Source organism: Haloechinothrix salitolerans (genome assembly GCF_042662605.1).
Classification (GTDB): Bacteria; Actinomycetota; Actinomycetes; order Mycobacteriales; family Pseudonocardiaceae; genus Haloechinothrix_A; species Haloechinothrix_A salitolerans.
Genome location: NZ_JBHSXX010000001.1, coordinates 4,944,600 through 4,970,636 on the forward strand (window position 1 = coordinate 4,944,600; position 26,037 = coordinate 4,970,636).

Below are 26,037 nucleotides of genomic sequence, written 5' to 3' on the forward strand. Positions count from 1 at the left end.
TCAGCTCGCCGAGTTGATGTTCGCGAGGTGCTCGCGGGTCAGGACGTGATCGACGAAGCCGTACTCCTTGGCCTCGGTCGCCGTGAACCAGCGGTCCCGGTCACCATCGGCGATGATCTGCTCGACCGTCTGCCCGGTCTGCTCCGACGTGATGCGCGCCAGCTCCTGCTTCCACTTGCCGAACACCTCGGCCTGGATCGCGATGTCGGACGCGGTGCCCGTGACACCGGCCGACGGCTGGTGCATCAGGATGCGCGCGTGCGGCAGCGAGTAGCGCTTGCCGGGGGTGCCGGAAGACAGCAGGAACTGCCCCATCGACGCGGCGAGCCCCATCGCGTATGTGGCCACGTCGGGCTCGATGAGCTGCATCGTGTCGTAGATGGCGAAGCCCGCGGTGACCGAGCCGCCCGGCGAGTTGATGTAGAACCGGATATCCGCCTGCGGGTCTTCCGCGGCCAGCAGCAGCAACTGCGCGGTGATCCGGTTCGCGATGTCATCGTTGACCTCGGAGCCGAGCACGACGATCCGTTCCTGGAGCAGTCGCTCGTACACCGAGTCGGTCAGGTTCAGCCCTGCGGTCGTCGTCCGCATATCGGGCGTTGGGTGCTGCGTCACGTCTGCCTGCCTTCTCTCCGCAGTGTCTCCGCGACCGGCATCGGCCCGAAGATCCACTGTGGACTTGCGTTGTGAAGTACCTGCGATCTTGCAACCGACACTAACGAATGTGACGGCCTCGTCATGCCCGTTTCGCGCCGCGTTCGCTCAGAGCGTCACCGATCGGCGGAAGACTTAAGCCTTCTCGTCCGACTCAGTGGCCTCGTCGGTGACGTCGGCGACCTCGGCATCGACCGTGTCCGGCTGCTCGTCATCGCCGCCATCACCGAAGAACTCGCTGAGGTCGACCTCGTTGCCACTCGCGTCGGTGACGGTGGCCTTGCGCACGATCGAGGCCAGCGCCTTGCCCCGGCGGACATCAGCGAAGATCGCCCCGAGCTGGCCGGACTGCTGTGCCCGCTGCACGTACTCGTCTGGGCTGACACCGAACCGCTGTGCTTGGTAGATGATGCGCTCGGTCAGCTCGGAGTCGTCGACCTGGACGTTCTGGTCGTCGGCGATGGCGTCCAGCAGCAGCTGTGTGCGGACCGACTTCTCCGCCTCGGCTCGGGTCTCCTCGTTGAACTGCTCCAGGGTCTTGCCCTCGGCTTCAAGCGAGCGTGCCAGCGCGTCCTCGTCGTGGTCGAGCTCGTGCAGCGCGTCATGCTTGCGGTTGTCGACCTCGGCCTGGACGACGGCCTCCGGTAGTGGGATCTCAGTGGACTCGATCAAGGAGTCGAGCACCTTGTCCCGCGCCTGCACGCCCTGCTGCATCCGCTTGACGCGGGTCAGCCGCTCACGCAGGTCGTCACGCAGCTCATCGATGGTGTCGAACTCGCTGGCCATCTGCGCGAACTCGTCATCAGCCTCCGGCAGCTCCCGCTGCTTGATGGACTGCACGGTGACGCTGACCTCGGCGTCGGTACCCGCGTACTTGCCCGCGAGCAGCTTGGTGGTGAAGGTCTTGGTCTCACCCTCGGACGCGCCGATCAGGGCCTCGTCGATGCCGTCGACGAGCTGACCGGAGCCGATCTCGTAGGACAGCCCCGAGGTGCTGGCGTCCTCGACCTCCTCGCCGTCGACCGTGGCCGAGAGGTCGATCGAGACGAAGTCGCCGTTCTCGGCGGGGCGGTCGACGCCGGTGAGAGTGCCGAACCGGGCGCGCAGTTCATCGAGCTGCTCGTCCACCTCCGCGTCGGTCAGCTCGATGTCATCGACGCTGACCGAGAGGTCTTCGACGTCCGGTACTTCGATCTCCGGCCGGATGTCGACCTCGGCGGTGAACTCGAGGACGTCCTTGTCCTCGAGCTTGGTCACCTCGAAGTCGGGCTGACCCAGCGTGCGGACCTCGCCGGACTGCACGGCTTCCATGTACTTCGCGGGAATGGCCTCGTTGACGACCTCGTCGAGCACCGGGGCACGACCGATCCGGCTTTCCAGGACGCGTGCAGGCGCCTTACCAGGACGGAAACCCGGAATGCGGACCTGCTGAGCGATCTTTTTGTAGGCGCGGTCGAAGTTGGGCTTCAGCTCGTCGAACGGCACCTCGACATTGATCTTCACGCGCGTCGGGCTCAGCTGCTCGACGGTGCTCTTCAACGTATGCTCCTCAAGCTTGAAAACTAAAGTGGCTGCCCCACGGAAATCTGTGGGCGAAACCTGAGTCTATGACAGTGTGCACCCAGCTACCGGGCGGGGTTGACTGACGCGGTATGGGCCGCCATCGGTGTGACGGCTCACGTCTGTTCCTCGCGCTCCGCGACGAACTCACCCACACGCGCGATGGCCGCCGCGGCCGGGACCGCGATGAACGCCCCGAACACCCCGAGCAGGGCGCCGCCCAACGTGATCGCGATGATCACGACGAACGCTGGCAAGCGCACCATCCGCCCCGCGATCAGCGGCTCCAAGACGTTGCCTTCCACCGCCTGCACCCCGACGACGATCGCGGCCGCCGCCAGTGCGATGCCCAAGCCGCCGTCCGCGAACGCCACCAGCACCGCGACCATACCCGACACCAGGGCGCCCACGTACGGGAAGAAGCCGCCGAAGAAGACGAGCAAGGCGAGCGGCACCGCCACCGGAACACCGAGTATGACGAGTCCGATACCGATCAACACGGCGTCGAACACCGCGATGATGAACAACGATCGGAAATAGGCGCCGATGGTGAACCAGATTCGGGTGGCCACGGTGGTGGTGGCTTCCCTGCGCGCGGACGGCACCAGCCGCAGCACGCCCCCCGCGAGCCAGTCGCCCTGGTAAAGGAAGAAGAACAGCGCCACAAGCAGGAGCACGATGCCCGCGCCGGCGACGGCGATGTTGCGAGTGATGCCCAACGCGCTGCCGAGCCCGTCGCCCTCGGTGAAGCGTTGCAGCAACCGCTCGGCCATCGCCTGCAAACTGGTGTCCGACGGGATACCGGGGAAGCCCCTGACCAGCGAGCGCAGTTCGGCGAACGAGCGGGTGAGCGAGTCGATCAGTGAGGGCAACTCCGCCACGAAAAGCGGCACGGCTACCGCGATCAGCCCGCCGATGACGGCCAGCGCGCCGATCTCGGCGATCACCGCGGCCAACCAACGCGGCACCTTACGAGCGTGCATCCACGCGACGGCTGGGGTAAGCGCCGCGGCGGGAAACAGCGCGAGCAGCAACGGCACGGTGAGTACCGGCACGGACGAAAGGGCGTAGTAGACGCCAGCGGCGACCACCACGATGCCGATCACGGCCCAGGCCGTCTGACCTGCGCGCAGTACCTGGTCCCGGTCAACCACGACGATCTCGCCTGCCCGGCATCGGAGCCATGCGATCAGTGTGCCAGCTACCGGCGGAAGTCCGTGTCGAGGCCGATCACGACGGGGTGATGGCGACTAGCTCCGGTCATCTGGCACCGGTTCGAAATCGCGCTAGCGGTACCCGCTAAGCTGTCACGGCAACGGTTGGTGACGACCGGGTGCGGGCGTAGCTCAATGGTAGAGCCCCAGTCTTCCAAACTGGTGGTGCGGGTTCGATTCCCGTCGCCCGCTCTGTACCTGACACGGGGTGTGGCGCAGCTTGGTAGCGCATCCGCTTTGGGAGCGGAGGGTCGCAGGTTCAAATCCTGTCACCCCGACATTTTGATCACGTGGCCTGGGGGCCGGCGCTGGAGGCGTGGGCTCCTGGGCCAGCTCCGTCGCGCTGACTCGGGACCGCGGCGGAAATCCAGTGCCGTATGCGTTGGTTGGTTCGTAGACTCCGGCCGTGTCCGAAATCGAGATCGCGCCGGATGACCCGCGCGCCGCGGATGTTCGCGCGTTGCTTGAGCAGCACCTAGAGTTCGCGAACGAGCACAGCCCACCCGAAGACGTCCACGCGTTGGACATCGAAGGGCTGTTGGGCCCGGCGATCACCTTCTTCAGCTGCCGATCCGACGATCAGCTACTGGCTGTGGGCGCACTGAAGCAGCTCGACGACAACCACGTCGAGGTCAAGTCCATGCACACCACGCGCGCCGCCCGTGGGCGCGGCATTGGCCGCGCCATGGTCGAGCACCTCATCGACGTCGCGCGCGATCGCGGGTTCGCGCGAATCAGCCTAGAGACAGGTTCGATGGCCGCTTTCGCTCCGGCGCGGGCGCTCTACGCCAGCATGGGATTCGAGCCGTGCGAGCCGTTCGGCGACTACCGCGCGAGCCCGAACAGCGTGTGCATGACGCTCACACTGGAGCCGCGATCCGTTGTCACACCGTCGCATCGACGATGGAGTCGCGAATACCTTCGGCGTGCTCTGCCGTGACGCTGAGCGGAACGAAGTCCTGGTCGACAAGACGTGTGCTCAAATCGGCTGGCACGGACAACTTCCCGAGCATCGTCTTGATCGTCAGATCGGGACGACTACGGCCGACCCCCGACCGCCTTGGCCCGATACACCAGCACCGATTCCGGCACGCCCTTGACGCGCTTGCGAGCTCGCTTGGACAACGTGACGCCGGTGATCTCCCCCGTCGCCTCGATGACGTCGCCGCTGACCAGCACCTGACCGCCCTTGGCGAGGTCGGTGACGCGGGCGGCGACGTTGACCGCGTGCCCGAACAGGTCCTCCTTGGCGACGACGACGGTGCCGTGGTGCACCCCGGCGCGCAACGGCAGCGCGTCCGGCCGAGCTTCGACCAGCTCCACGGCGGCGCGAACAGCGTAAGCGGGGTCATCGAACACCAGCATCAGGCCGTCGCCGAGGCGCTTGACCACCCGGCCGCCCCAGCGCCGCACGATCGGGCCAACCACGCGGTAGTGCTCGGCGAGCAGGGCCAGCGCGGCGTCGTCCCCGTGACGCGCCGTGTAGCTGGTGAAGCCCTCCAGATCGGTGAACACCACGGTGACGGTGGACGGCACCTCGTCGGCCTTCGGCGAGCGCGTCAGCGACGACAGTGCCTGCACCGTGGTCAACCCGAGACGGGTGACGACAGACGGCCTGCGCTCAGCGGCGCGCTCCAGGAACCGCCGCATCACCTCAGCGGGCGGTACTCGCGAGAGTGGGCGGGCGCCGGGATCCTCCAGCCAGCGTTGGTCGATCAGGCCTACCTCGAGCGCGGCGTCACGAAACTGCGGGTCGTTCTCCAACAGGTCGGCAAGCCGTTCCGAGGCCGCGCTGTTCAGCGAGGCGAGCGCGGCTGGCGACCGTGTCCTTGCTGTTCTCGCGAATCGTGATCGCACCGACCTGGGCATGGGCTAACGGTACCGCCACGACCTGCGCGGCAAGACGTCCTCAGGCCCCCGAAATGAGTGATCACTGCCACGCCTGACGTCCACGACAACGAAGCCGCGAGATTCGGACAACGCGTGGCACAAGGAACGACCCACGCCGCGATAACGTTGTCCGTACAGCCGCACCCACGGGCAGAGCCACCGACCGCAGGAGCCGCATCATGACCGAAGCCGCCATCCTCCTCGCGTTGCTGATCGTCGCCGTCATCGGCGGGCTCGTGCTCGTCAGTCAGCAACGGGAACGACGACGTCGGGAGTTGGAGGACGCCAAGGCTGACGCTCGGCGCTGGGTGGAACGCCTCGGCGGTCAGGTGCTCAACCTGACGGGCACCGACGTCGCGTCGCAGCAGGCCATCGCGGACGCCTCGGAGCGCTACAACGCGGCGGGATCGCAACTGGAGCAGGCGCAGTCGGTGCAGCAGGCCAAGCTGGTCACCGACACCGCGCTGGAGGGGCTGTACTACGTGCGGGCGGCACGCATCGCGATGGGCATGGACCCCGGTCCCGCGCTGCCGGACGATGTCGAACGCGCTCGTGCTGGCAAGGTGACCGAAGACCGCGAAGTCGAGCTGGAGGGCCACCGCTACGCCGCATCACCGCAGGCCAAGCAGGAGACGCCGTACTACTACCCCGGCGGCCGCGTCGCGGGCAGGCCGGTGCCGGAGGGCTGGTACAGCGAGCCGTGGTGGAAGCCCGCGCTGGTCACCGGTGCGTGGACGATGGCGTCGGTGTTCCTGTTCAGCGCGATGTTCTCCGGGATGTCGGGCATCGCGAGCGCGGACGCGTGGCAGTCAGGCTACGACGCGGGCCAGGAGGACGCCATGGCTTCCGGTGACATGGGCGGCGGTGATATGGACGCCGGTGGTGACATGGGCGGTGGCGACATGGGAGGCGGCTTCTTCGACGGGGGCGGGTTCGGCGGAGACTTCGGCGGCTTCTGACTCACCGGAGCCCACTACCGGGCGACGCTGAGCTTGGCGAGGCGCTCCGGGCGCGGCCACCGGACGTCGTAAGCCCAACCGAGCTTCTCGAACGCCCAGATAACCCGCGCCGAAATGTCGATCTGCCCACGCCGCACGCCGTGGCGGGCAGACGTCGGATCGGCGTGGTGCAGGTTGTGCCACGACTCGCCCATGGACAGGATCGCGAGCGGCCAGAAGTTCGCCGAGCGGTCGCGCGCGGCGAACGGCCGCTCGCCCAGCATGTGGCAGATCGAGTTCACCGACCAGGTCACGTGGTGCACCGCGGCGACTCGCACCAGACCCGCCCAGAAGAACGCCGTCACGGCGCCCCACCAGGACCACGTCACGAGTCCGCCGATCAGCGCGGGCAGCAGCATGGTGGCAAGGGTCAGCGGGCCGAACAGCTTGTGCACGATGCGCATGTCGCGGTCGGCGAGCAGGTCGGGCGCGAAGCGGCGCTGGTTGGTCAGCGTGCGGCGGAAAATCCACCCGATGTGGGCGTGCCAGAATCCGCGCACGATCGCGAACGGGCTTGTGCCGAACAACCACGGCGAGTGCGGGTCGCCCTCGCGGTCGGAGAACGCGTGGTGCCTGCGGTGGTCGGCCACCCAGTGCAGGATCGGGCCCTGCACCGCCATACTGCCCGCCACCGCGAGCGCGACCCGAAGCGGACGCTTGGCCTTGAAGGAGCCGTGCGTGAAGTAGCGGTGGAAGCCGACGGTGACCCCGAGGATCGACAGGGTGTAGAAGGCAACGGCAAGGCTGAGATCGAGCCAGCTCACGCCCCAGCCCCACAGCATCGGCACCGCGATCAGCGCGGCGATGAGCGGCACGATCGCGAACGCGTACACCGAGATGTGCGCGGGTATCGGGCGCTGCTCGCCGTCGATCGGCTTCGGGCCCTGTTTCGCGGACGTACCGGTGGATTCGGGCATGGAAACGTCACTGGTTACGTCAACGGTCACCGGGGCGGTCCCTCTCCTACGTGCTGCGCCGAGCATTGGCCTATTGTGTTCGCCGACCCGGTGCGGAACCCGAGTCGCCCCCTGGCGCCGTACGCTACACGCGATTCGGGAACACGCCGACGTGGCACACGCCACGTTTTCGCGACCGCCGCGGGAAAATCCGGTGTCAGGCTTGGCAGGCGGGGCACCAGTAGAGGTTGCGCGCGACCAGGTCCGCACGAGCGATCTCGGTGCCGCAGACGTGACACGGCTGGCCAGCGCGGCGATAGACGTAGACCTCTCCCCCGTGCCGGTCGTCGCGCGGCGCCCTGCCGGTGACCTCGGGCAGATGTTCCGGCCGGACGGTGTCGATGCTGCCGGTGCGCACGCCCTCGTGCATCAGCGCGACGAGGTCGTCCCAAATCGCCCGCCACCGCGTCTCGGTGATCGACCTTCCCGGTGTCATCGGCGGGATGCCGTGGCGGAACAGCACCTCCGCGCGGTACACGTTGCCGACGCCCGACAGCACCGTCTGGTCCATCAGCAGCGCGGCGATAGACGTCCTGGACGCCGCGATGCGCCGCCAGGCCCGGTCCGGGTCGGCGTCGCCGCGCAGCGGGTCGGGGCCGAGGCGGGTCGTGATCGCTTCGACCTCGTCCTCGGTGAGCAGTTCGCAGCGAGTCGGGCCGCGCAGGTCGGTGGCGTGTGTGGGGCCGACGATGCGCATTCGCACCTGCCCGACCGGCGGCTCCGGCGGTGCTTGCTGCTCGGTGAACGCGCCGTACAGGCCGAGGTGGACGTGCACGACGCCGTGCTCGCCGTGGTGGTGGAACAGGTGCTTGCCGTGTGCGTCGGCGTGGGCGAACACGGTGCCGTCCAGCAGCGACGCCGACGCGGCGAACCGGCCCTGCGGGCTGGACACGGCTACCTTGTGCCCGCCGTAGCGCTCGGTGTGCAGCCGGGCGAGTCGATGCAGCGTGTGTCCCTCCGGCATCGGCGGCTCAGGCGCTCGGCAGCGGCGGCGGGGTCCCCGTGCGCTCGTAGTCGGTGAGCTGGGCGACGCGGCGGGTGTGGCGCTCATCGTCGTCAACCGGGGTGGCGAGGAAGGCGTCGACGATCTCGGTCGCCTCCTCGGTGGTGTGCATCCGCGCGCCGACGCCGATGAGCTGCGCGTGGTTGTGCTGGCGGGTCAGCCGCGCCGTCTCGACGCTCCACGCGAGTCCCGCGCGGGCGCCGTCGACCTTGTTGGCCGCGATCTGCTCGCCGTTGCCAGAACCACCGATGACGATGCCGAGGCTACCTTCGTCCGCGACGACCCTGCGCGCCGTCTCGATGCAGAACGGCGGGTAGTCGTCGGCGGCGTCGTAGACGTGCGGGCCGACGTCGGTGACGTCATGGCCCTGCTCAGTCAGGTGCTTGACGAGGTGGTTCTTCAGCTCGAACCCAGCGTGGTCGGCTCCCAGATAAACGCGCACGTCACGTAAGTCTGCCATCTGGCGGATCGCGGTGCGCGACGGCTCCGGCGGCATGTGGGGTGGCTTACGCTGCGCACCGTGGCAGATGACGGACGATGGATCGAACTCGGTGACGGCGTGTACGCCCGGCGCTACAGCGAGCTGGACCAGACGTTGGGGTTGATCGTCGCCACCGAGCGGTGTCTGGTGGTTGACTCCGGGCGGGATGAGGTGCACGGCGCGGAGTTCGCCGCCGCGATCCGCTCGGTGACGTCACTGCCATGGGACGTCGTCATCACGCACGCGCACTGGGACCACTTCCTCGGCACCGCCGCGTTCCTGCCGTGCCCAGCGTGGGCGCACCCGCGCTGCCGGGAAGCGATCCGCACTGACACCGAAGCGCAGCGCGCCGAGTGGGCGCGGTACTACCGCGAGCAGGGCAAGCCGAACCTGGCGACTGACCTCGACGCCGCACGGGTGGTACTCCCGACGAACGACGTCCCCGATCGAGTGGACGTCGACCTGGGTGGGCGCTCGGTGACGCTGCTGCACCCCGGCCGGGGCCACACGGCGGGCGACGTCGTGGTGCACGTGCCTGACGCGGGCGTGGTGTTCGCCGGGGACCTCGTCGAGCAAGGCGCACCGCCCTCGGTCGGGGAGGACGCCTACCCGACCGAGTGGCCCCGAACGCTCAACGCCGTCCTCGCGCTGGAACCCGACGTCGTCGTGCCCGGACACGGTGATCCCGTCGACGCCGCGTTCGTCACCCGGCAACGTGACGAGCTCGCCAGCCAGTACGGCGGTTAGCGGCGGTGCACGCTTACGGCGTAGCCGCCACCGTCGTACGAATCGCCGTCCCACGTGGCGAAGCGGTCCCGCAGGCTGAGCCCGGCGTCGGCGCACCAGGCGTCGTAATCGGCCAGCGTCACCGGGGCCTCGGCCAGCGGCAGATGCGCCGCGTCCAGACCGAAACCAGTCACCAGCAGCCCGCCCGGACGGAGCGCGTCAGCCAGGGTGGCGACCACGGTCGGCTCGGTGCCCGCCGCGACCAGCGGAATGACGTTCCCCGCGCACACCACCAGGTCGAACGCCCCAGCGAGCCCGTGCTCAGCGAGATCCAACGTGGCGAGGTCCGCTTGAATCCACCGGATATCCGGCGCGGCACGACGTGCCTCGGCCAGCATCGCCTCATCGACGTCGACGCCGACGCACTCGAAGCCGTTGCGGTGCAGCCACTGCGCGACACGACCGGTGCCGCACCCGGCGTCCAACACCCGCGCACCCGCCGAGACTAGAGATGCGCACAGGCGGGCCTCGCCGTGCACCTCTTCGCCTTTGGCCTCCAGCTCAGCGAACCGAGAAGCGTAGTCCGCGCCGCGCGGGGCACCAGTCATGTCCGTCCAGCGAGTCATCGTTGAATCGACTTGACCTCGAGGAACTCCTCGATGCCGTAGGCGCCGAACTCGCGTCCGTTACCGGACTGTTTGTAGCCGCCGAACGGGGCGAGCGGGTTGAACGACCCGCCGTTGATGTCGACCTGGCCGGTACGCAGCCTCTTGGCAACCTCAAGCGCGCGCTCGTCCGAGTCGGAGAACACCGCGCCCGCCAAGCCATACAGCGAGTTGTTCGCGATCCGCACCGCGTCGTCGGTGTCGTCGTATGGCATCACCGACAACACCGGGCCGAAGATCTCCTCCTGCGCGATCGCCATGTCCTCGGTGACCCCGGCGAACACCGTCGGGCGCACGTAGAACCCCTCGTCCAGGTCATCCGGCTTTTCGGGGCCGCCACAGGCCAACGTCGCGCCCGCCTCGGCGCCCGCGCGGATGAAACCGACCACTCTGTCGCGCTGCTGCTCGTTGACCATCGGGCCGAGCCGCGTCGCCTGATCCGACGGGTCAGCGGGCACGTACTTCGCCGCGGCCGCCACCGCCAGCTCCACCGCCTCGTCGTGCCGCGAGGCAGGCACGAGCATCCGCGTCCAGGCGTTGCAGCTCTGGCCACCATTGATGAAGGCGTTGGCGACGCCGAGCTTGACCGCCTTGGCCAGACCAGCCTCGTCGAGATCGTCCAGGACGACGTTGGCCGACTTGCCGCCCAGCTCCAGCGCGACCCGCTTGATCGTCTCGGACGCCGCCGCCGAGACCGCCCGACCCGCACGGGTAGAGCCGGTGAATGACACCATGTCGACGTCTGGGTGTTCGGAGATCGCCGCCCCGACGACCGGTCCGGTGCCGTGCACGATGTTGACCACGCCGTTAGGCACGCCCGCCTCCGTCAGGATCTCCGCGAGGATGGCGGTGTTGAGCGGCGCGACCTCGCTCGGCTTGAGCACCACGGTGCAGCCGGTCGCCAACGCGGGCGCGAGCTTGGCCATGATCTGGTGCAGCGGGTAGTTCCACGGCGTGATCGCACCGACGACGCCAATCGGCTCGCGCACGACCAGCGAGTTGCCGATCTCCTCGGTGAATGCGAACTCGCCGGACGAGATCAGGTCGGCCACCCCGGCGGACGTCGCGGCGGGCAGAGTCGCCTGCACCTTGGTGGCGAACGTGATCGGGACACCGACCTCGGCACTGATCTGCCGCGCGATCTCGTCACGACGTGCGGTGATGCCCTCCGAGATCCGCCGCACCACGGCGGCGCGCTCCTCGGCCGGTGTGTCCGCCCAGGCTGGGAACGCCGCGCGGGCGGCGGCGACCGCAGCGTCGACGTCTGCCTGGGTTCCCGCCGGGACCGTCCCGATGACCTGTTCGGTCGCCGGGTTCAGCACCTCGATGACGTCGTTCTCGTCGCCGTAGCTGGTCGTGCCGTTGATCAGATGTCCGGTACGAGTGGTCGCGGGCGCGGCCATGGGGCCTCCTTGTCCTCGATGCGGGTCGTCTCAACCATGGCACACGAAACGCACGGCCTGGCCGCTCACCCTGCGTCTTGGGCAAGTAGCACAGCGGCGTTCGTGCACGTCGCGCAAAGCTCGGCGCGACACGCGGCACCCAGCGCCGGGTGGCCGGTTGGTCAGTCGAACTTCAGCTCGCCGGTGCGGGTCCGCTTCAGCTCGAAGAAGTCCTGATAGCCCGCGAGCAGTCGGGCGCCATCGAACACCTTGACCGCGTCCTCGCCGCGCGGGACAGAGCCAAGCACCGGGCCGAAGAACGCCACACCGTCGACGTGAATGGTGGGGGTGCCGACGTCCTGGCCGACGGGGTCCATGCCCCGGTGGTGACTCTCGGACAGCGCCTCGTCGTACTCGGTCGACGTCGCGGCCGCGGCCAGTTCCGGCGCGCCGATCTCGGCGAGCGCCTCGTCGATGACCAGCGCCTGGTCGTCGATACCCTTGTTGTGCTTGCGCGTACCGAACGCGAGGTAGAAGTCCCGTAGTCCCCGCTGCCCGAGTCGCTGTTCGACGGCGATCGCGACCCGCACCGGCCCCATCGCCGTCTCCAGCCGCTGCCGGTACTCATCCGAGATGTCGTCCCGATCGCGGTTGAGCAGCACGAGGCTCATCACACCGAACGTGAGGTCGATGTCGCGTAACTGCTCGACCTCAAACAACCATCGGGACGTGATCCACGCGAACGGGCACAACGGATCGACGTAGATCTCCACCTTCGTCGGCGCCACGGAATTCTCTCCTTCCCCTCGGCGTCAACCGAGTTGTACTCACTATTCGTGCCCAACCACGACAGTGGCGAACTTGTTCCCCACGTTGGCGCGAGAACGTCACACTTCATGATTTGATGCGTGCAGTGACAGGACCAAGAACCCGACTCAGCTGAGGTAGTAGTGGCCGCCCCAAACCTGACGCAGGAGCAAGCGATCCGCCGCGCGGAGCTGCTCGACGTGACTTCGTATGACATCGAGCTCGATCTCACCGATGGGGCGGGTGGCCCCGGTGAAGCGACGTTCGACTCGAAAACCACCGTCACGTTCACCGCGGCCGAGCCTGGTGCGGCGACGTTCGTCGACATCGTCGGCCCCACCGTCCACGCGGCCACCCTCAACGGCGTCTCGCTCGACGTCTCCGACTACGTCGAGGACAACGGCATCGCGCTGGCGAATCTCAAGCAGGACAACGAGCTGACCGTGCACGCCGAGTGCGCGTTCATGAACACCGGCGAGGGGCTGCACCGTTTCGTCGACCCCGTCGACGGCGAGGTGTATCTCTACAGCCAGTTCGAGACCGCCGACGCGAAACGCATGTTCGCCTGCTTCGACCAGCCGGATCTCAAGTCGGTGTATCGGCTGACCGTGACCGCGCCGAGCAACTGGAAGGTCATCTCCAACGCGCCGATCGAGTCGACGTCGACCACGCCGGAGGGGGCGACACGCACGGTGTTCGCCGAGTCAGCGCGCATCTCGACGTACCTGGTAGCGCTGGTGGCCGGCCCGTACGCGGAGTGGCGCGACGAATTCTCGGATGAGCACACCACGATCCCGCTCGGCATCTACTGCCGCGCGTCGCTGGCCGAGTACATGGACGCCGACCGGCTGTTCACCGAGACCAAACAGGGTTTCGGCTTCTACCACAAGAACTTCGGCGTCACCTACCCGTTCGGCAAGTACGATCAGCTGTTCGTGCCGGAGTTCAACGCCGGTGCGATGGAGAACGCGGGCGCGGTGACGTTCCGCGAGGACTACGTCTTCCGTAGCCGCGTCACCCGCTACGCCTACGAGCGTCGCTGCGAGACGGTCCTGCACGAGATGGCGCACATGTGGTTCGGCGACCTGGTCACCATGCGCTGGTGGGACGACCTATGGCTGAACGAGTCGTTCGCGACCTTCGCCAGCGTGCTCAGCCAGGCGGGAGCCACGGAGTACAAGCACGCGTGGACGTCGTTCGCCAACATCGAGAAGTCGTGGGCGTACCGGCAGGACCAGCTGCCCTCGACACACCCGGTCGCCGCCGACATCCCCGACCTGCAAGCGGTCGAGGTCAACTTCGACGGCATCACCTACGCCAAGGGCGCCAGCGTCCTCAAACAGCTCGTCGCCTACGTCGGGTTGGAGAACTTCCTGTCTGGCTTGAAGGTGTACTTCGACCGGCACGCCTGGGGCAACGCCACCCTCGCCGACCTGCTCGCCGCGTTGGAGGAGGCGTCCGGCCGGGACCTGTCCTGGTGGAGCGCGCAGTGGCTGGAGACGACGGGGCTGAACTCGCTGCGGCCGTCGTTCAAGGTCGATGACGATGGCCGGTTCACCGAGTTCGCGATCCTGCAGGGCGGCGCCAAGCCGGGTGAGGGCGAGTACCGCACCCATCGGGTCGCCGTCGGTGTGTACGACGAGACGCCGGAGTCGGGCGGCAAACTGGTCCGCATCCACCGCGAGGAGCTTGACGTCAGCGGGGAGCGCACCGAGGCGCCTTCGCTCGTCGGCGTGCCGCGGGGCAAGCTGGTGCTGGTCAACGACGACGATCTGACCTACTGCGCCATGCGCCTGGACCGGGACTCGCTGGTCACGCTGATCGACCGGATCGCGGACATCGACGAGCCGCTGCCGCGCACGCTGTGCTGGTCGGCGGCGTGGGAGATGACCCGCGAGGCCGAGCTGAAGGCCCGCGACTTCGTCACGCTGGTCAACCGGGGCATCCACGCCGAGGCCGAGGTTGGCGTGGTGCAACGGGTGCTGATGCAAGCGCAGGCGGCGCTGAACTCGTACGCGACGCCGTCCTGGGCGAGCGAAACCGGCTGGCCGTCGTTCACCTCCCGGCTGATGGAACTGGCGCGGTCGGCCGAGGCTGGCTCGGACCACCAACTCGCGTTCGTCAACGCGCTGACCAACTCCGTGCTCGGCGACGACGCGCTCTCACTGTTCAGCGGGCTGCTGGACGGCTCGGAGCAGCTGCCTGGCCTGACGGTGGACACCGACCTACGGTGGCGATTGCTGTTCGCGCTGGTCGCACACGGCAAAGCGGCGGATGCCGAGATCGACGCCGAGCTGGCCAGGGACAACACCTCAACCGGCCAGCGTCACGCCGAGCGGGCACGCGCACTGCGGCCGACACCGGAGGCGAAGGAGCAGGCCTGGCAGCGGGCGGTGCACGACGATGAGCTGCCCAACGCCCTCAACGACGAGGTCATCACCGGCTTCAGCCACCCGGCGCAGAAGCATCTGCTCGAGCCGTACGTGGAGCGCTACTTCGCCGAGATCGACGACGTGTGGCAACGGCGTTCCTCTGAGCGGGCACAGCCGGTGGCGGTCGGCATGTACCCGTCGTGGTCGGTGGACAAGGCCAGCATCGAGGCGGCGGACACCTGGCTGGACGGCGACCACCCAGCCGCGTTGCGGAGGCTCGTCAGCGAGGGCACGGCCGGGATCGTCCGCGCACTCGCCGCCCGGGAGTTCGACCAGGACTAAAGGCACGACAAACGCCCCGCCGAGGCACCATCGGGTGCGTCGGCGGGGCGTTGTCGTGCGTGGGCGGCTCTCCAGAGAAGTTGATCTGAAGACGTTGTGGTTGCTATGACGACCACAACGTCTTCAGATCAACTCACGCCACGCGCAGGACTCGACGCGACGGGCCTACTCCGGCGGCGCCCCTGCCTGCTCGTCCAGCATGCGCAGGCCGCTGATCAGCCCGCCGATGAGGTCACCTTCCTTGAACGAGGCGACCATACTCATCACGGCCAACTTCCCGCCGCGCTGCGACAGCCGATGCTCGGCGATCTCACCCGTCACCAACTCGACGACGCGCTCACCCGGCGAGACAGCGATGAGCACCGACTCCCTGCCACGCGGTCCGATGCGGCGGAACAACCGCTCCGCCTCGGCACGGCTGTCCTTGCCGAGCGCACCGATGTAGACGCTGAAGTCGAGACCGGTGTCCCGGCTCGCCAGCGTCAGGGCTTCGTCGAGGCGCGCGAGATGCGTCGCGGTGAACGGCCCCTTGGGCTTGTTCGGGTCGTACATCTTGGCCGCGGAGACCCTGCCGGACAGCGTCACGACGGCGCCGGGTTCCAGCTCCTGCTCGTCCCGCGACCGCGTTCTGTCAGCTGTCAGCTCACCAGCGCCCACTGGCACCTCCTACTGGGGTGGCTTCCTCGTCACCGGCGTCCGCATGCGTGCGGGTGGTGTCGAGCCCTTGCGGGTTGGCGCTCCACCAGACGGGTGGGTGGTCCCACTCTTGCCCGGGCCGGTACCGCGGTGCCGCGGCGAACTTCGACCGCATCGACAGCACGCCGAGCAGGCCGTAGATCACGGCGGGTATCACCACGAACACCAGGATGGTTTCGATCACGCTCACACGCGTACGGTACCGAACGCCGGTTGGCACGAACTCCGCCGGTGCGCCCTCACACGAGAACGACGTGGCCGAGCAGGGCCGCGCACCGACTCCAGCGCGGTTGAGGCCAGGCTCACGCCACGGCGTCGCCCAGGTAGAAGCGCCACTCCGGATCGGCATCGTTGACCTGGGCGAGCAACCGCCAGTACGGCCCTCGCGGGGCCTGCGGCCTGTCCCGCAACGTCCAGCCGAGCTCGCTGAGCAGTCGGTCAGCTTTGCGGTGGTTGCATTTCGTGCAGCATGCGACGCAGTTCTCCCAGGTGTGCTGCCCGCCACGACTGCGGGGCACGACATGGTCGATCGTCTCGGCCTTGGCTCCGCAGTAGGCGCAGCGGTACCGGTCGCGATGCATCAGTCCCGCTCTGGTCAGCGGCACCATGCCGCGATAGGGCACACGGACGTAGTTGTTGAGCCGGATCACTGAGGGCACCGGCACGGTTACCGTCGCGGAGTGCAGCAGCAGTCCGGAGGGATCGCCGTGCACGACTTCCGCCTTGCCACACACCACGAGCACGACGGCACGGCGCAGCGGCAGCGCGGTCAACGGCTCGAATGTGGCGTTCAGTAGCAGGACACGACTGCGACCGAAGGCAGGCACGGTGCCGCCGTGATCGCGCGCGAGTCTGCGGGCATGCCCGCGTGCGATGCGCCCTGGGCGTCGATTGCGTCGTGCGGGCGGCGGCATGGTCGCCATCTCCCCGCCCATCGCCGTGTCCGTAGCATGGGCGGGGCTACCTATCGGTATCGGATGTCGGTCCGGCACTCGGCTACCTCCAGCGTGTCGCGAGCATCCACACCCAGGCGAAGACCGGACGTGGCCTTCGAGACCCATCGTGGCCGACCGCCTAGGGTGTCGTGCAGGCATAGTCGACCACGATTGCACCTGAAAAGCACGTCCAATTCAGGATGTGTTACGAGACAGCGTTGCAACAACGAGACCAACGGACAAGGAACGGGGAAGCCACGCTGTGCTACCGCTGCCTAGCGCGCCCGACTGCGCATCCGAAGAAGGAACCTGGTGCCAGCAAGTTTATAAGCTGACTGGCAACGAGTGGCTCGCCGCTTCAGCGGACTGGCTGGTCGCCAAGCCGCTCAAGATCATCCTGATTCTTCTCATCGCGTTCCTGATCCGGTTCCTGATCAGGAAGCTGATCGACAAGCTCACCAAGGCGCCGGGCGACGGCAAGCACCCGGCGCTGCTCAGGCCGCTGCGCAATCGCACGAACGGCCCGCTCTCCATCGAGACGATCGAACGCAGCAGGCAGCGCGCCGAGACCATCGGGTCGGTGCTGAAGTCGATCACCACATTCCTCGTGCTCGGCATCGCCGTGATCGAGATCCTCGCCGAGCTCGGCATCGCCGTCGGGCCGCTGATCGCGTCGGCGGGCATCGTCGGTGTCGCTCTCGGCTTCGGCGCGCAGAGTCTGGTGCAGGACTTCCTGTCCGGGATCTTCATGATGCTCGAGGACCAGTACGGCGTCGGCGACGTCGTCGACCTCGGCGAGGCCATCGGTGTCGTGGAGACGGTCGGGCTACGCATCACCACGGTGAGGGCGCTGGACGGCACGGTCTGGTATGTCCGCAATGGCGAAATCATGCGGGTGGGCAACTTCAGCCAGGACCACTCGGTCGCCGTCATCGACATCCCGCTCGCGCACAGCGCCGACATCGAGCACGCAACCAGGCTCATCTCGCAAACCGCGACCGAGGTCACCAGCGAGCCCCCGGTGTCGGAGGACGCCCTCGAGCAACCCAACGTGCTCGGCGTGGACAAGATCACAGTGCAGGCGGTCTACATCCGGCTCACCCTCAAGGTGCGGCCGGGCAAGCAGTGGGCGGTGCAGCGGACACTCCGAGGCAAGATCCTGGCGGCGCTGTCCGACGCTGGGTTCGAGAATCCGCTGCCGCTGCTACTCGGCAGCGAGACGACGGAGTAAGTCGGTCGGCTACATGGTTTGGTCCAGGTCGGAGACGACAGGCAGGATGTGGACGTGAGTACTGAGCAGGCGCCGGAGACGTTCTACGACGCGGTCGGCGGTGAGGAAACCTTCCGCAAGATCGTCGGGCGGTTCTACGAGGAGGTCGCGGGCGACGAGGTGCTCCGGCCGATCTATCCCGAAGAGGATCTCGGACCGGCGGAGGAACGGCTGCGGCTGTTCTTGATGCAGTATTGGGGTGGCCCGCACACCTACTCCGATCAGCGGGGTCACCCCAGGCTGCGGATGCGGCACGCGCCGTTCTCCATCGGCCCGATCGAGCGGGACGCCTGGCTGCGCTGCATGCGGATCGCCGTCGACGAGGCCGGCCTTGAGGAGCCCTACCGGCAGCAGCTGTGGTCCTACCTCGAAATGGCGGCCAACAGCCTGGTGAACAGCTGGGTGTAGCCAGTCGACGACACCCAGCAACCGCGCTGCGCTCCTGTCGGGGCCGGATGGCAGGATAACCAGCTATGGGACGAGGGGTGAGAAGCGAGGCCCACGCGGCAGAACGGGACGACGACGCGGCGAGACCGGCGTCGTGGTGGCGCGACGCGGTCTTTTACCAGGTATACGTGCGCTCGTTCGCCGACTCGAACGGCGACGGGATCGGCGACCTCGAAGGTGTGCGATCCCGGCTCGGCTACCTTGAGCTGCTGGGCATCGACGCGCTGTGGTTGACGCCGTTCTACCGGTCACCGATGGTCGACAACGGCTACGACGTCGCCGATCCGCGTGACGTCGATCCGCTGTTCGGGGACCTGGAGACGTTCGACGCGCTACTCGCTGAAGCACATGAGCACGGCATCAAGGTGACCATCGATTTGGTGGCCAACCACACAAGCGATCAGCATCCGTGGTTCGCGGCAGCCCTGGCCGCTGGCAGGGGAAGCCCCGAGCGCGACCGCTACATCTTTCGCGAGGGCACCGGCGACCATGGGGAGCGGCCACCGAACAATTGGGTGAGCGCCTTCGGCGGGCCTGCCTGGACCAGGGTGGAGGACGGCCAGTGGTACCTGCACCTGTTCGCACCAGAACAGCCTGACCTCAACTGGCACAACCCCGAGGTGCGGCAGGACGTCGAGCGGACCATGCGGTTTTGGCTGGATCGGGGCGTGGACGGCTTTCGTATCGACGTGGCGCATGGCATGGCGAAGCCGCACGACCTGCCCGATATGGACCCGCGGGCCGCGCAGGCCATCGGCCCACATGACTACGCCGACCCTCGGTTCGACAACGAGGGCCTCGCTGACATCCACGCGTTCTTCCGATCCGTTTTGGAGGAGTATCCAGGCACGGTGGCGACGGGCGAACTGTGGACGTTCGACGACAACCTGCTCGCCCGCTACCTTGAGCCGGGCAGACTGCATCTGGGCTTCAACTTTCGTCTCGCGCTAACGCATTTCGACGCCGACACGCTCCGTGCCGCGATCGATCGGTCGCTGGCCGTGCCGCACCGGGTGGGCGCGCCCGCGACATGGGCGCTGGGCAACCACGACCTCTGGCGACAGGTCAGCCGGTACGGCGGTGACGAGGCCGGACTTCGGCGCGCGCGGGCGATGCTGCTGGTCGAGCTGGCGCTGCCGGGGGCGGTGTATCTCTACAACGGCGAAGAGTTGGGGCTCGACAACGTCGACCTTCCGCCGGGCGTCGGACAGGAGCCCCGCGCCAAGGACGACAGCGGCTACAACCGCAACGTGGCGCGGGCACCGATCCCATGGGAAGGCACCGCGCCCCCGTTCGGCTTCTCCCCCAACGAGCAGACCTGGCTGCCGATGCCAGCGCACTGGGCGGATCGCACGGTGGAGGCACAGCTGGAGGACCCGGACTCGACATTGTCGCTGTACCGAGCCGCGATCGAGCTACGCCACACCCACGCGGCCTTCAGCGGCGACGGCATCGAGTGGTATGGCGCACCCGCGGGATGCTTCGCGTTCCGCCGTGCCGATCTCGCCGGTGAGGACGACGAGTCCGGCGTGGTGTGCGTGCTGAACACTTCCGGCTCACCGGTCGACCTGCCACCCGGCGACCTGCTGCTCTCCAGCGCACCGCTGGTGGACGGGAAGCTGCCGTCCGACGCGGCGGCGTGGTTGGCGTAGCGGTCGCTCGCTAGAACACCAGTGGGAGCAGCGCGTGCCTGCGACGGAGCACGGCACCGTAGCGGGCATCCATGCGCAACCAGGAGTCCGTGGCGCTGACCCGCACGACCTCGCCCGCCGAGCCACCGCCCGTGGCGGCACTGGTCCCACTGGAGCCTTCGCCGTAGCTCTCCGCCGCGCCTTCGGCAGAGCCCTCCTCCGGGCCATCGCCGCTGACGCCGGTGAAGCCCATGCCGGACAGCGCGAACAAGCACCGCAGCTGCACCTTGAGATCGAAGTCGTCGTTGCTGACGGTCAGCACCGGCTGGTCCAACAACGACGCGGGCGGGGTGCCCTGCGGACCGACGTTGTCTCGCGCGACCTCAACGCCGCGCTCGGTCACCTCGGTCACCACGGACGTCGGCAAGTCATCCACATGCTGCCACGCACCTGACGTAGGCAGGTCGGAGCGCCACAGCAGGTCCCGCGACGGCCCTGGATCCATCAGCTCGCCACCGGCCACGGTGAGCGCGGCGAGCAGTTCGTTGCCAGACACCGTGACGTCGCGTGGCTCGATCTTCCCACGCACACCCCTGGTCGCGAGGACGTCGAACGGCGTCATCGTCCACGCATCGAGCACACCGGACACCGTCTCCCGCTGCCGCAACCGCACGACGGCCTGCCCGTCGAGGCGCACAGCGCGGGCGACGAATGCGGCCAGATTCTCCCGCTCCGCTGCGTCGGCAACTCGTAGTTCTGTCACATCTCTACCGTACGCAGCGCGATGGGATGAATGACGCCTTGGGTCGACGTCACGTCACTCACCGCGCCATGCTGCGCAACTCCCGTGCCGCGACGGACAGCGTCGCCAGGTCGAGACGTCCCGAGCGATGGATTTCGTCCAGCGTGACGCGGGCCCGAGCGAGACGGGACGCGTTGACGGTTTCCCACTCAGCGATCTTGTCGTCGACCTGGTCGTCCGGGTCGCAGTGCCGCAGTGCGTCGAGCGTGATCATCCGCAGTGACTGGTAGATGTCGTCGCGCAACGCCAGGCGCGCCAGCGCGTGCCAGCGGTTGCCTCGCTCCAGCGCGCTCACCGAGGTCAGCATGGCGTCGATGCCAAGGTGCGCGGACAGCGCGTAGTACAGCTCGGCGGTCTCGTGCGGGCTGCGCTCCTTGCTCAGCCCTACCTCGTGCTCCGCCAATTCCGCCACCTCGATGACATCCAGCAGGCCGTAGGTGTGCAGGAGCACAGCCATCCGGTCGGCGAGGTCGGCGGGCAGGCCCTTGCCCGCGAGTTCGTCGCGCTTGACGTCGACCGACTCGGCCTGCGCGCCACGCAGGAAGCCCGCCACCCGAGGCATCAGCTCCGAGACGACGTCGGCGAACCGGTTGATTTCCGCGCCGACGGCGAGCGGTTGCGGCCGGTTGGTCAGCCACCAGCGCGAGGCCCGGTCCAGCAACCTGCGGGTTTCCAGCACCACGGCGTCGGCGTCCTCCGTCGCGACGTCGGCGTCGAGCGCGTCGACCTGCTGCCAGATGTCTCGCAAGTCGAACACCGCGGTGGCCACGGTGAAAGCCCGTACCGCGTCGGTCGCGGTCGCGTTCAACTCCTCGGTGAGCCGGTAGGCATACGTGAGCCCCGCGCCGCCGACGACTTCGTTGACGACCTGGGTGGTCACGATCTGCCGATTCAGCGGGTGATCGAGGATCTGCTTCTGGAACCGGTCACGCAGCGGTGTCGGGAAGTAGTCCGGCAGTATCCGCAGGAACACCTCCTGGTCGGGTAGATCGCTGTCGAGCAGTTCGTCCTTGAGATCCAGCTTGACGTGGGCCAGCAGCGTGGCCAGCTCCGGCGAGGTCAGTCCCTGCCCCGCCTTGTCCAGCTCCTTGAACTCCTCGTTGGTCGGCAGTGCCTCCAGCTCACGATCAAGCCCCGCTTTGGTCTCGAGGTACGACACGAGCCGCTGGTGAACTGACGTCATCGCCGGGGCGTGCACCCTGGAGATACCGAGCACGGCGTTCTGCCGGTAGTTGTTGGCCAGCACCAGCTCGGCGACCTCGTCGGTCATCGACTCCAGCAGCGGCACCCGATTCTCGGTGTCAAGGTGCCCTTCGTCGATCAGCTGCTCAAGCAGAATTTTGATGTTGACCTCGTGGTCGGAGCAGTCGACGCCCGCCGAGTTGTCCAGCGCGTCGGTATTGATCTTGCCGCCGTTGCGGGCGAACTCGATCCTGCCGCGTTCGGTCAGCCCGAGGTTGCCGCCCTCACCGACGACGTTGACCCGCAGGTCCTTGCCGTTGACGCGCAGCGGGTCGTTGGTCTTGTCGTCGGCATCGGCGTGGCTCTCGGTGGACGCCTTGACGTAGGTGCCGATACCGCCGTTCCACAGCAGGTCGACCGGGGCGAGCAGGATCGCGCGGATCAGCTCGTTCGGCGTCAGCTTCGTGACGCCGTCCGCGATGCCCAGCGCCTCGCGCACCTGCGGCGTGATCGGCACCGACTTCGCGCTGCGCGAGTACACCCCGCCGCCTTCGCTGATCAGCGTTGTGTCGTAGTCCTCCCACGACGACCGGGGCAGCGCGAACAGTCGCTCCCGCTCCCGGAAAGCGGCAACAGTGTCGCCCGGGTTGGGGTCGAGGAAGATATGCAGGTGGTTGAACGCCGCCACCAGGCGGATGTGTTCGGACAACAGCATGCCGTTGCCGAAGACGTCGCCGCCCATGTCGCCGATGCCGACGACCGTGAAGTCCTGCCGCTGGGTGTCGACGCCCAACTCGCGAAAGTGCCGCTTGACCGACTCCCACGCGCCCTTGGCGGTGATGCCCATGGCCTTGTGGTCGTAGCCGACCGAGCCGCCGGAGGCGAACGCGTCGCCCAGCCAGAAGCCGTAGCTGGCGGAGACGTCGTTGGCGATGTCGGAGAACGTGGCCGTGCCCTTGTCAGCGGCCACGACGAGGTAGCTGTCGTCGCCGTCGTAGCGCACCACCGACGGCGCTGGCACCGTGACGCCTTCCTTGCGGTTGTCGGTGAGGTCGAGCAGGCCGGAGATGAACATCCGGTAGCAGGCGATGCCCTCCGCCTGCCTGGCCTCCCGGTCGGCGGCGGGGTCGCCGGTCGGTGTCGGTGGCCGCTTGACGACGAAACCGCCCTTCGCGCCGACCGGCACGATCACGGCGTTCTTCACCGCCTGCGCCTTGACCAGGCCAAGCACCTCGGTGCGGAAGTCCTCCCTGCGGTCCGACCAGCGCAGCCCACCGCGCGCGACCAGCCCGAACCGCAGGTGCACGCCCTCCACTCGCGCGGAGTAGACGAAGATCTCGAAGCGCGGCCTCGGTTCCGGCAGATCCGGCACCGCCTCCGGCTCCAGCTTGATCGACAAGTACGGCCTCGGCTGGCCGTCGGCGTCGGTGACGTAGTAGTTGGTGCGCAACGTCGCGGTGATCACCGCGAGCAGGCTGCGCAGGATGCGGTCCTCGTCGAGGCTGACGACCGCGTCGATCATGGTGCTGATCTCGGTCACAATGCCGTCGACCCGCTCGGTGCGGCCCTCGTCGGGTGTGTCGATGTCGAACTTGGCCTCGAACAGCCGCACCAGCGCCGCCGAGATCGCCGAGTTCGCCAGGACGGCGTCCTCGATGTACTCCTGCGAGTACGGGGTGCCCGCCTGGCGCAGGTACCGCGAGTACGCGCGCAGCACAGCGGCCTGCCGCCAGTTCAACCCGGCGCGCAGCACCAACCCGTTGAAGCCGTCGACTTCGGCGTTGCCCTCCCACATGGCACGGAAGGCGTCCTGGAAACGTTCGCGCACCTCGAGCAACGCGGTCTCGTCGGCGAAGCGCTCCAGCACCGTCGGGTCGACCCGTAGCCCGAAGTCGTAAATCCAGCCGCGCTTACCGTCGGCGAGGCTGATCTCGTACGGCCGCTGGTCGACGACCTCGACGTCCATCTTCTGCAGCATCGGCAGCAGCGTGGACAACGTGACCCCTTCACCGAGCAGGTACAGCTTGAACCGGCGCTGCTCGCTCCGGGTTTCGTCCGGCACGTAGAACGACATCGCGACGTCGTCCTCGCTGGACAACGACTCGACGGTGCGCAGGTCGGCGAGCCCGGTGGCGGCGTCGAAGTCCTCCTTGTACGCCTCGGGAACCGATCCGGCGAGCCGCTGGCCGAGCTGATACGACGTCTCGTCGCGGTAGCCGTCGTCACCGGCGGCCACTCGCTCGGCATGGATCGCCTCGATCAGGCGGTCGTCCCAGCCGCGCACGGCGTCGTTCAGCAATTCTTGCAGCCGCACCGCGTCCGGCTCGATCATCCGTTCCGGCTGGGTGTGGACGGTGAAGTGCACCTGCGCGAACAGCGTCTCGCCGAGGCGCACGGCGAACTCGACGGTATCGGCGTCCAGCTCGGTGCGCAGCACCTCCTGCATCGCTTGCCGTGTCTGCGTGGAGTACCGGTCACGAGGCACGAACACCACACAGGAATAGAACCGGCCGTACGGGTCACGGCGTAGGAACGCCCGCAGCCTGCGCCGGTCGGCCAGCGCGATCGCGCCGGTAACCGTGGCATACAGCGAGTCGAGGTCGGTGGAGAACAGCTCAGCGCGCGGCCAGCTCTGTAGCACCTCCAGCATCTCTTGACCGGAGTGCGATTCGATCGGGAAACCCGCGCGGTGGATGACGTCGCGGACCTTGCGCTCGATCACCGGGATGTCGAGCACGTCCTCATGCAGCGCGGACGTCGTGAACATGCCGAGAAAACGATGCTCCCCGACCACGTTCCCGTCGTCGTCGAAGATCTTGACGCCGATGTAGTACGGGTGCACGGGGCGATGCACCGTGGACGGCGCGCTCGCCGGTGTCAGCACGAGCAGCGTGGGAGCGAATGCCGTCTCCGCGGTGTCCGGCCCTTTGGTGAGGTCATGCGCGGCGAGGCTGTCCTGCCGCAGCACGCCAAGCCCGGACGCCAGTACCGCCCGTAGCGCGGGACGCCGCTCCTGCGCTACGACGTCGTTCTCGCCACCGTCTCCGCGATCCTGCCCGCCGTCCTCAGCGGCGTCTTCGGTGATGACCTCGTAACGCCGGTAGCCGAGGAACGTGAAGTGCCCCCGCACCAGCCAGCGCAGCAGTGCCTCCCCGTCGCTGACCTCCGTAGCGGGCAGGTTCGGCGGGGACGTCGCCAACTCTTCGGCGATGTCCAGTGCCGTCGCCGACATCCGTTCGGAGTCCTCCACAACCTCGCGGACGTCGTTGATGACGACGTGCAGCCGATTCTCCATCTCCAGCGCGCGTTCGGCGTCGGTCATCCGGTCGAGTTCGACGAAGATCCACGACTCGGTCGCGGCGCCCTCCGGCGGATTGGCGGCGTCCGCTGTGGGGTGCAGTTCCCGCAGCGAACCGGTGACATCGCGCGTGACGACGAGGATCGGGTGCACGATGCGCTGCACGTCGATCCCGGAGCGGGCGAACTTGGCGGCCACACTGTCGACGAGGAACGGCATGTCGTCGGTCACGATCTGGACGACGGTGCCGTCGCTGGACCAGCCGTGCTCCTGCGCGTTGGGCTTGCCGATCCACACGGCGGGCGCCCCTGGCGTGCGCTGCTCCGCGAGCCGCTTGTGAGCCCGTACCGCCCCGACGAGATCAGCGGGGTCGGTGCCAATGATGTCTTCGGGCGGAACGTGACGGTAGTAGAGCCGAATCAGGTCGGCGATGTCGGACGCCAGCGCTGCCGCACGCTCGACGAGGGCGTCGCGTTGCTGCTCTAACGATGGGGTCTCGACGAGGCCACCGGCAACCTGTCGCGAACTACCCACTGTGGTCATGCCGACACTCCCATCCTGCCACGTTCCCCTCGCCGCTCACCAGTAGCGACGACGAGCTCCGGCGGCATCCCCATCTCATTCCGCACGCACGTGCGCCATCACTCCACTGTTGATACGCAGGCGCGGCTGCTCGCTGGGAGCGGACCGCGACGCTGCGATCGACGCCACATACCCTAGCCCCGC

General features: G+C 67.7%; 22 protein-coding genes and 2 tRNA genes. 9 read left to right on the forward strand and 15 right to left on the reverse strand.

All coding sequences use genetic code 11. The features are described 5' to 3' along the window. The 3 genes from ACFQGD_RS23440 to ACFQGD_RS23450 all read right to left on the reverse strand — a co-directional run bounded on the left by ACFQGD_RS23440 (position 1) and on the right by ACFQGD_RS23450 (position 3,368). Complete coding sequence (locus tag ACFQGD_RS23440) at positions 1–615, reverse strand: ClpP family protease (RefSeq protein ID WP_345394279.1); 615 nt, start codon at positions 613–615, stop codon at positions 1–3. Positions 616–789: 174 nt separating this feature from the next. Then, a complete protein-coding gene (gene tig, locus ACFQGD_RS23445; protein WP_345394282.1) occupies positions 790–2,193 on the reverse strand; it encodes a trigger factor in 1,404 nt (467 codons plus the stop codon). A 137-nt stretch (positions 2,194–2,330) separates the two neighbouring features. Further along, on the reverse strand, positions 2,331–3,368 hold the full coding sequence (locus ACFQGD_RS23450; RefSeq protein WP_345394285.1) for an AI-2E family transporter: 1,038 nt from the start codon (positions 3,366–3,368) through the stop codon (positions 2,331–2,333). 181 nt (positions 3,369–3,549) lie between these two features. Here ACFQGD_RS23450 and ACFQGD_RS23455 point away from each other — a divergent pair. From ACFQGD_RS23455 to ACFQGD_RS23465, 3 genes are all read left to right on the forward strand, one after another. Continuing rightward, a tRNA-Gly gene (locus ACFQGD_RS23455) sits at positions 3,550–3,620 on the forward strand. Positions 3,621–3,632: 12 nt separating this feature from the next. After that, positions 3,633–3,706: transfer RNA gene (locus ACFQGD_RS23460), tRNA-Pro, on the forward strand. A gap of 128 nt (positions 3,707–3,834) precedes the next feature. Beyond that, positions 3,835–4,368, forward strand: coding sequence for a GNAT family N-acetyltransferase (locus ACFQGD_RS23465; protein ID WP_345394288.1), 534 nt, complete (start codon positions 3,835–3,837; stop codon positions 4,366–4,368). Between the two features lie 98 nt (positions 4,369–4,466). Here the strand turns inward: ACFQGD_RS23465 and ACFQGD_RS23470 are convergent, their stop codons facing one another. Beyond that, positions 4,467–5,297, reverse strand: a complete 831-nt coding sequence (locus tag ACFQGD_RS23470; RefSeq protein WP_345394291.1) for an adenylate/guanylate cyclase domain-containing protein — start codon at positions 5,295–5,297, stop codon at positions 4,467–4,469. Between the two features lie 200 nt (positions 5,298–5,497). On the opposite strand from ACFQGD_RS23470, the gene ACFQGD_RS23475 reads away from it, so the two are divergent. Further along, entirely contained in the window at positions 5,498–6,277 is a 780-nt protein-coding gene (locus tag ACFQGD_RS23475) for a hypothetical protein (protein WP_345394294.1), read from the forward strand. Positions 6,278–6,291: 14 nt separating this feature from the next. On the opposite strand, the gene ACFQGD_RS23480 is transcribed toward ACFQGD_RS23475, so the two are convergent. From ACFQGD_RS23480 to ACFQGD_RS23490, 3 genes are all read right to left on the reverse strand, one after another. Continuing rightward, the gene (locus ACFQGD_RS23480) at positions 6,292–7,233 is read right to left on the reverse strand and encodes an acyl-CoA desaturase (protein WP_345394424.1); all 942 of its coding nucleotides are present in this window, start codon (positions 7,231–7,233) and stop codon (positions 6,292–6,294) included. A gap of 196 nt (positions 7,234–7,429) precedes the next feature. Beyond that, positions 7,430–8,236 (reverse strand): Fpg/Nei family DNA glycosylase, encoded by an 807-nt coding sequence (locus ACFQGD_RS23485; protein WP_345394297.1) that lies wholly within the window; start codon positions 8,234–8,236, stop codon positions 7,430–7,432. 7 nt (positions 8,237–8,243) lie between these two features. Next, positions 8,244–8,717, reverse strand: a complete 474-nt coding sequence (locus tag ACFQGD_RS23490; protein WP_345394427.1) for a ribose-5-phosphate isomerase — start codon at positions 8,715–8,717, stop codon at positions 8,244–8,246. Positions 8,718–8,795: 78 nt separating this feature from the next. Between ACFQGD_RS23490 and ACFQGD_RS23495 the strand changes: the two genes are divergently transcribed. After that, complete coding sequence (locus tag ACFQGD_RS23495; protein ID WP_345394300.1) at positions 8,796–9,503, forward strand: MBL fold metallo-hydrolase; 708 nt, start codon at positions 8,796–8,798, stop codon at positions 9,501–9,503. On the opposite strand, the gene ACFQGD_RS23500 is transcribed toward ACFQGD_RS23495, so the two are convergent. The 3 genes from ACFQGD_RS23500 to ACFQGD_RS23510 all read right to left on the reverse strand — a co-directional run bounded on the left by ACFQGD_RS23500 (position 9,500) and on the right by ACFQGD_RS23510 (position 12,317). Then, entirely contained in the window at positions 9,500–10,108 is a 609-nt protein-coding gene (locus ACFQGD_RS23500) for a class I SAM-dependent methyltransferase (protein WP_345394303.1), read from the reverse strand. The genes ACFQGD_RS23495 and ACFQGD_RS23500 overlap by 4 nt on opposite strands. After that, the gene (locus ACFQGD_RS23505) at positions 10,105–11,550 is read right to left on the reverse strand and encodes an aldehyde dehydrogenase family protein (RefSeq protein WP_345394306.1); all 1,446 of its coding nucleotides are present in this window, start codon (positions 11,548–11,550) and stop codon (positions 10,105–10,107) included. Before ACFQGD_RS23505 ends, ACFQGD_RS23500 begins: the two co-directional genes overlap by 4 nt. Positions 11,551–11,711: 161 nt before the next feature. Further along, positions 11,712–12,317: a mycothiol-dependent nitroreductase Rv2466c family protein gene (locus ACFQGD_RS23510; RefSeq protein WP_345394309.1), complete on the reverse strand. Its 606-nt coding sequence runs from the start codon at positions 12,315–12,317 to the stop codon at positions 11,712–11,714. Positions 12,318–12,479: 162 nt separating this feature from the next. Here ACFQGD_RS23510 and pepN point away from each other — a divergent pair, with 162 nt between their 5' ends. Beyond that, complete coding sequence (pepN, locus tag ACFQGD_RS23515; protein WP_345394312.1) at positions 12,480–15,050, forward strand: aminopeptidase N; 2,571 nt, start codon at positions 12,480–12,482, stop codon at positions 15,048–15,050. Between the two features lie 165 nt (positions 15,051–15,215). Here pepN and ACFQGD_RS23520 read toward each other — a convergent pair whose 3' ends face one another. The 3 genes from ACFQGD_RS23520 to ACFQGD_RS23530 all read right to left on the reverse strand — a co-directional run bounded on the left by ACFQGD_RS23520 (position 15,216) and on the right by ACFQGD_RS23530 (position 16,546). Continuing rightward, entirely contained in the window at positions 15,216–15,707 is a 492-nt protein-coding gene (locus tag ACFQGD_RS23520) for a DUF5130 family protein (protein ID WP_345394315.1), read from the reverse strand. Then, positions 15,694–15,936 (reverse strand): aa3-type cytochrome oxidase subunit CtaJ, encoded by a 243-nt coding sequence (gene ctaJ, locus ACFQGD_RS23525; protein WP_345394318.1) that lies wholly within the window; start codon positions 15,934–15,936, stop codon positions 15,694–15,696. Before ctaJ ends, ACFQGD_RS23520 begins: the two co-directional genes overlap by 14 nt. A 112-nt stretch (positions 15,937–16,048) precedes the next feature. Next, positions 16,049–16,546 carry an HNH endonuclease gene (locus ACFQGD_RS23530; protein ID WP_390183566.1) on the reverse strand — a complete coding sequence of 166 codons (498 nt, stop codon included), beginning with the start codon at positions 16,544–16,546 and terminating at the stop codon, positions 16,049–16,051. Between the two features lie 397 nt (positions 16,547–16,943). Between ACFQGD_RS23530 and ACFQGD_RS23535 the strand changes: the two genes are divergently transcribed. From ACFQGD_RS23535 to ACFQGD_RS23545, 3 genes are all read left to right on the forward strand, one after another. Next, a complete protein-coding gene (locus tag ACFQGD_RS23535) occupies positions 16,944–17,912 on the forward strand; it encodes a mechanosensitive ion channel family protein (protein ID WP_345394324.1) in 969 nt (322 codons plus the stop codon). Positions 17,913–17,966: 54 nt separating this feature from the next. After that, on the forward strand, positions 17,967–18,359 hold the full coding sequence (locus tag ACFQGD_RS23540; RefSeq protein ID WP_345394327.1) for a globin: 393 nt from the start codon (positions 17,967–17,969) through the stop codon (positions 18,357–18,359). Between the two features lie 65 nt (positions 18,360–18,424). Next, complete coding sequence (locus tag ACFQGD_RS23545; RefSeq protein WP_390183562.1) at positions 18,425–20,050, forward strand: glycoside hydrolase family 13 protein; 1,626 nt, start codon at positions 18,425–18,427, stop codon at positions 20,048–20,050. Positions 20,051–20,060: 10 nt separating this feature from the next. Here ACFQGD_RS23545 and ACFQGD_RS23550 read toward each other — a convergent pair whose 3' ends face one another. Next, entirely contained in the window at positions 20,061–20,792 is a 732-nt protein-coding gene (locus ACFQGD_RS23550) for a DUF8010 domain-containing protein (RefSeq protein ID WP_345394333.1), read from the reverse strand. A 58-nt stretch (positions 20,793–20,850) separates the two neighbouring features. Next, positions 20,851–25,854 (reverse strand): NAD-glutamate dehydrogenase, encoded by a 5,004-nt coding sequence (locus tag ACFQGD_RS23555; RefSeq protein WP_345394335.1) that lies wholly within the window; start codon positions 25,852–25,854, stop codon positions 20,851–20,853. Positions 25,855–26,037: the final 183 nt, after the last annotated feature.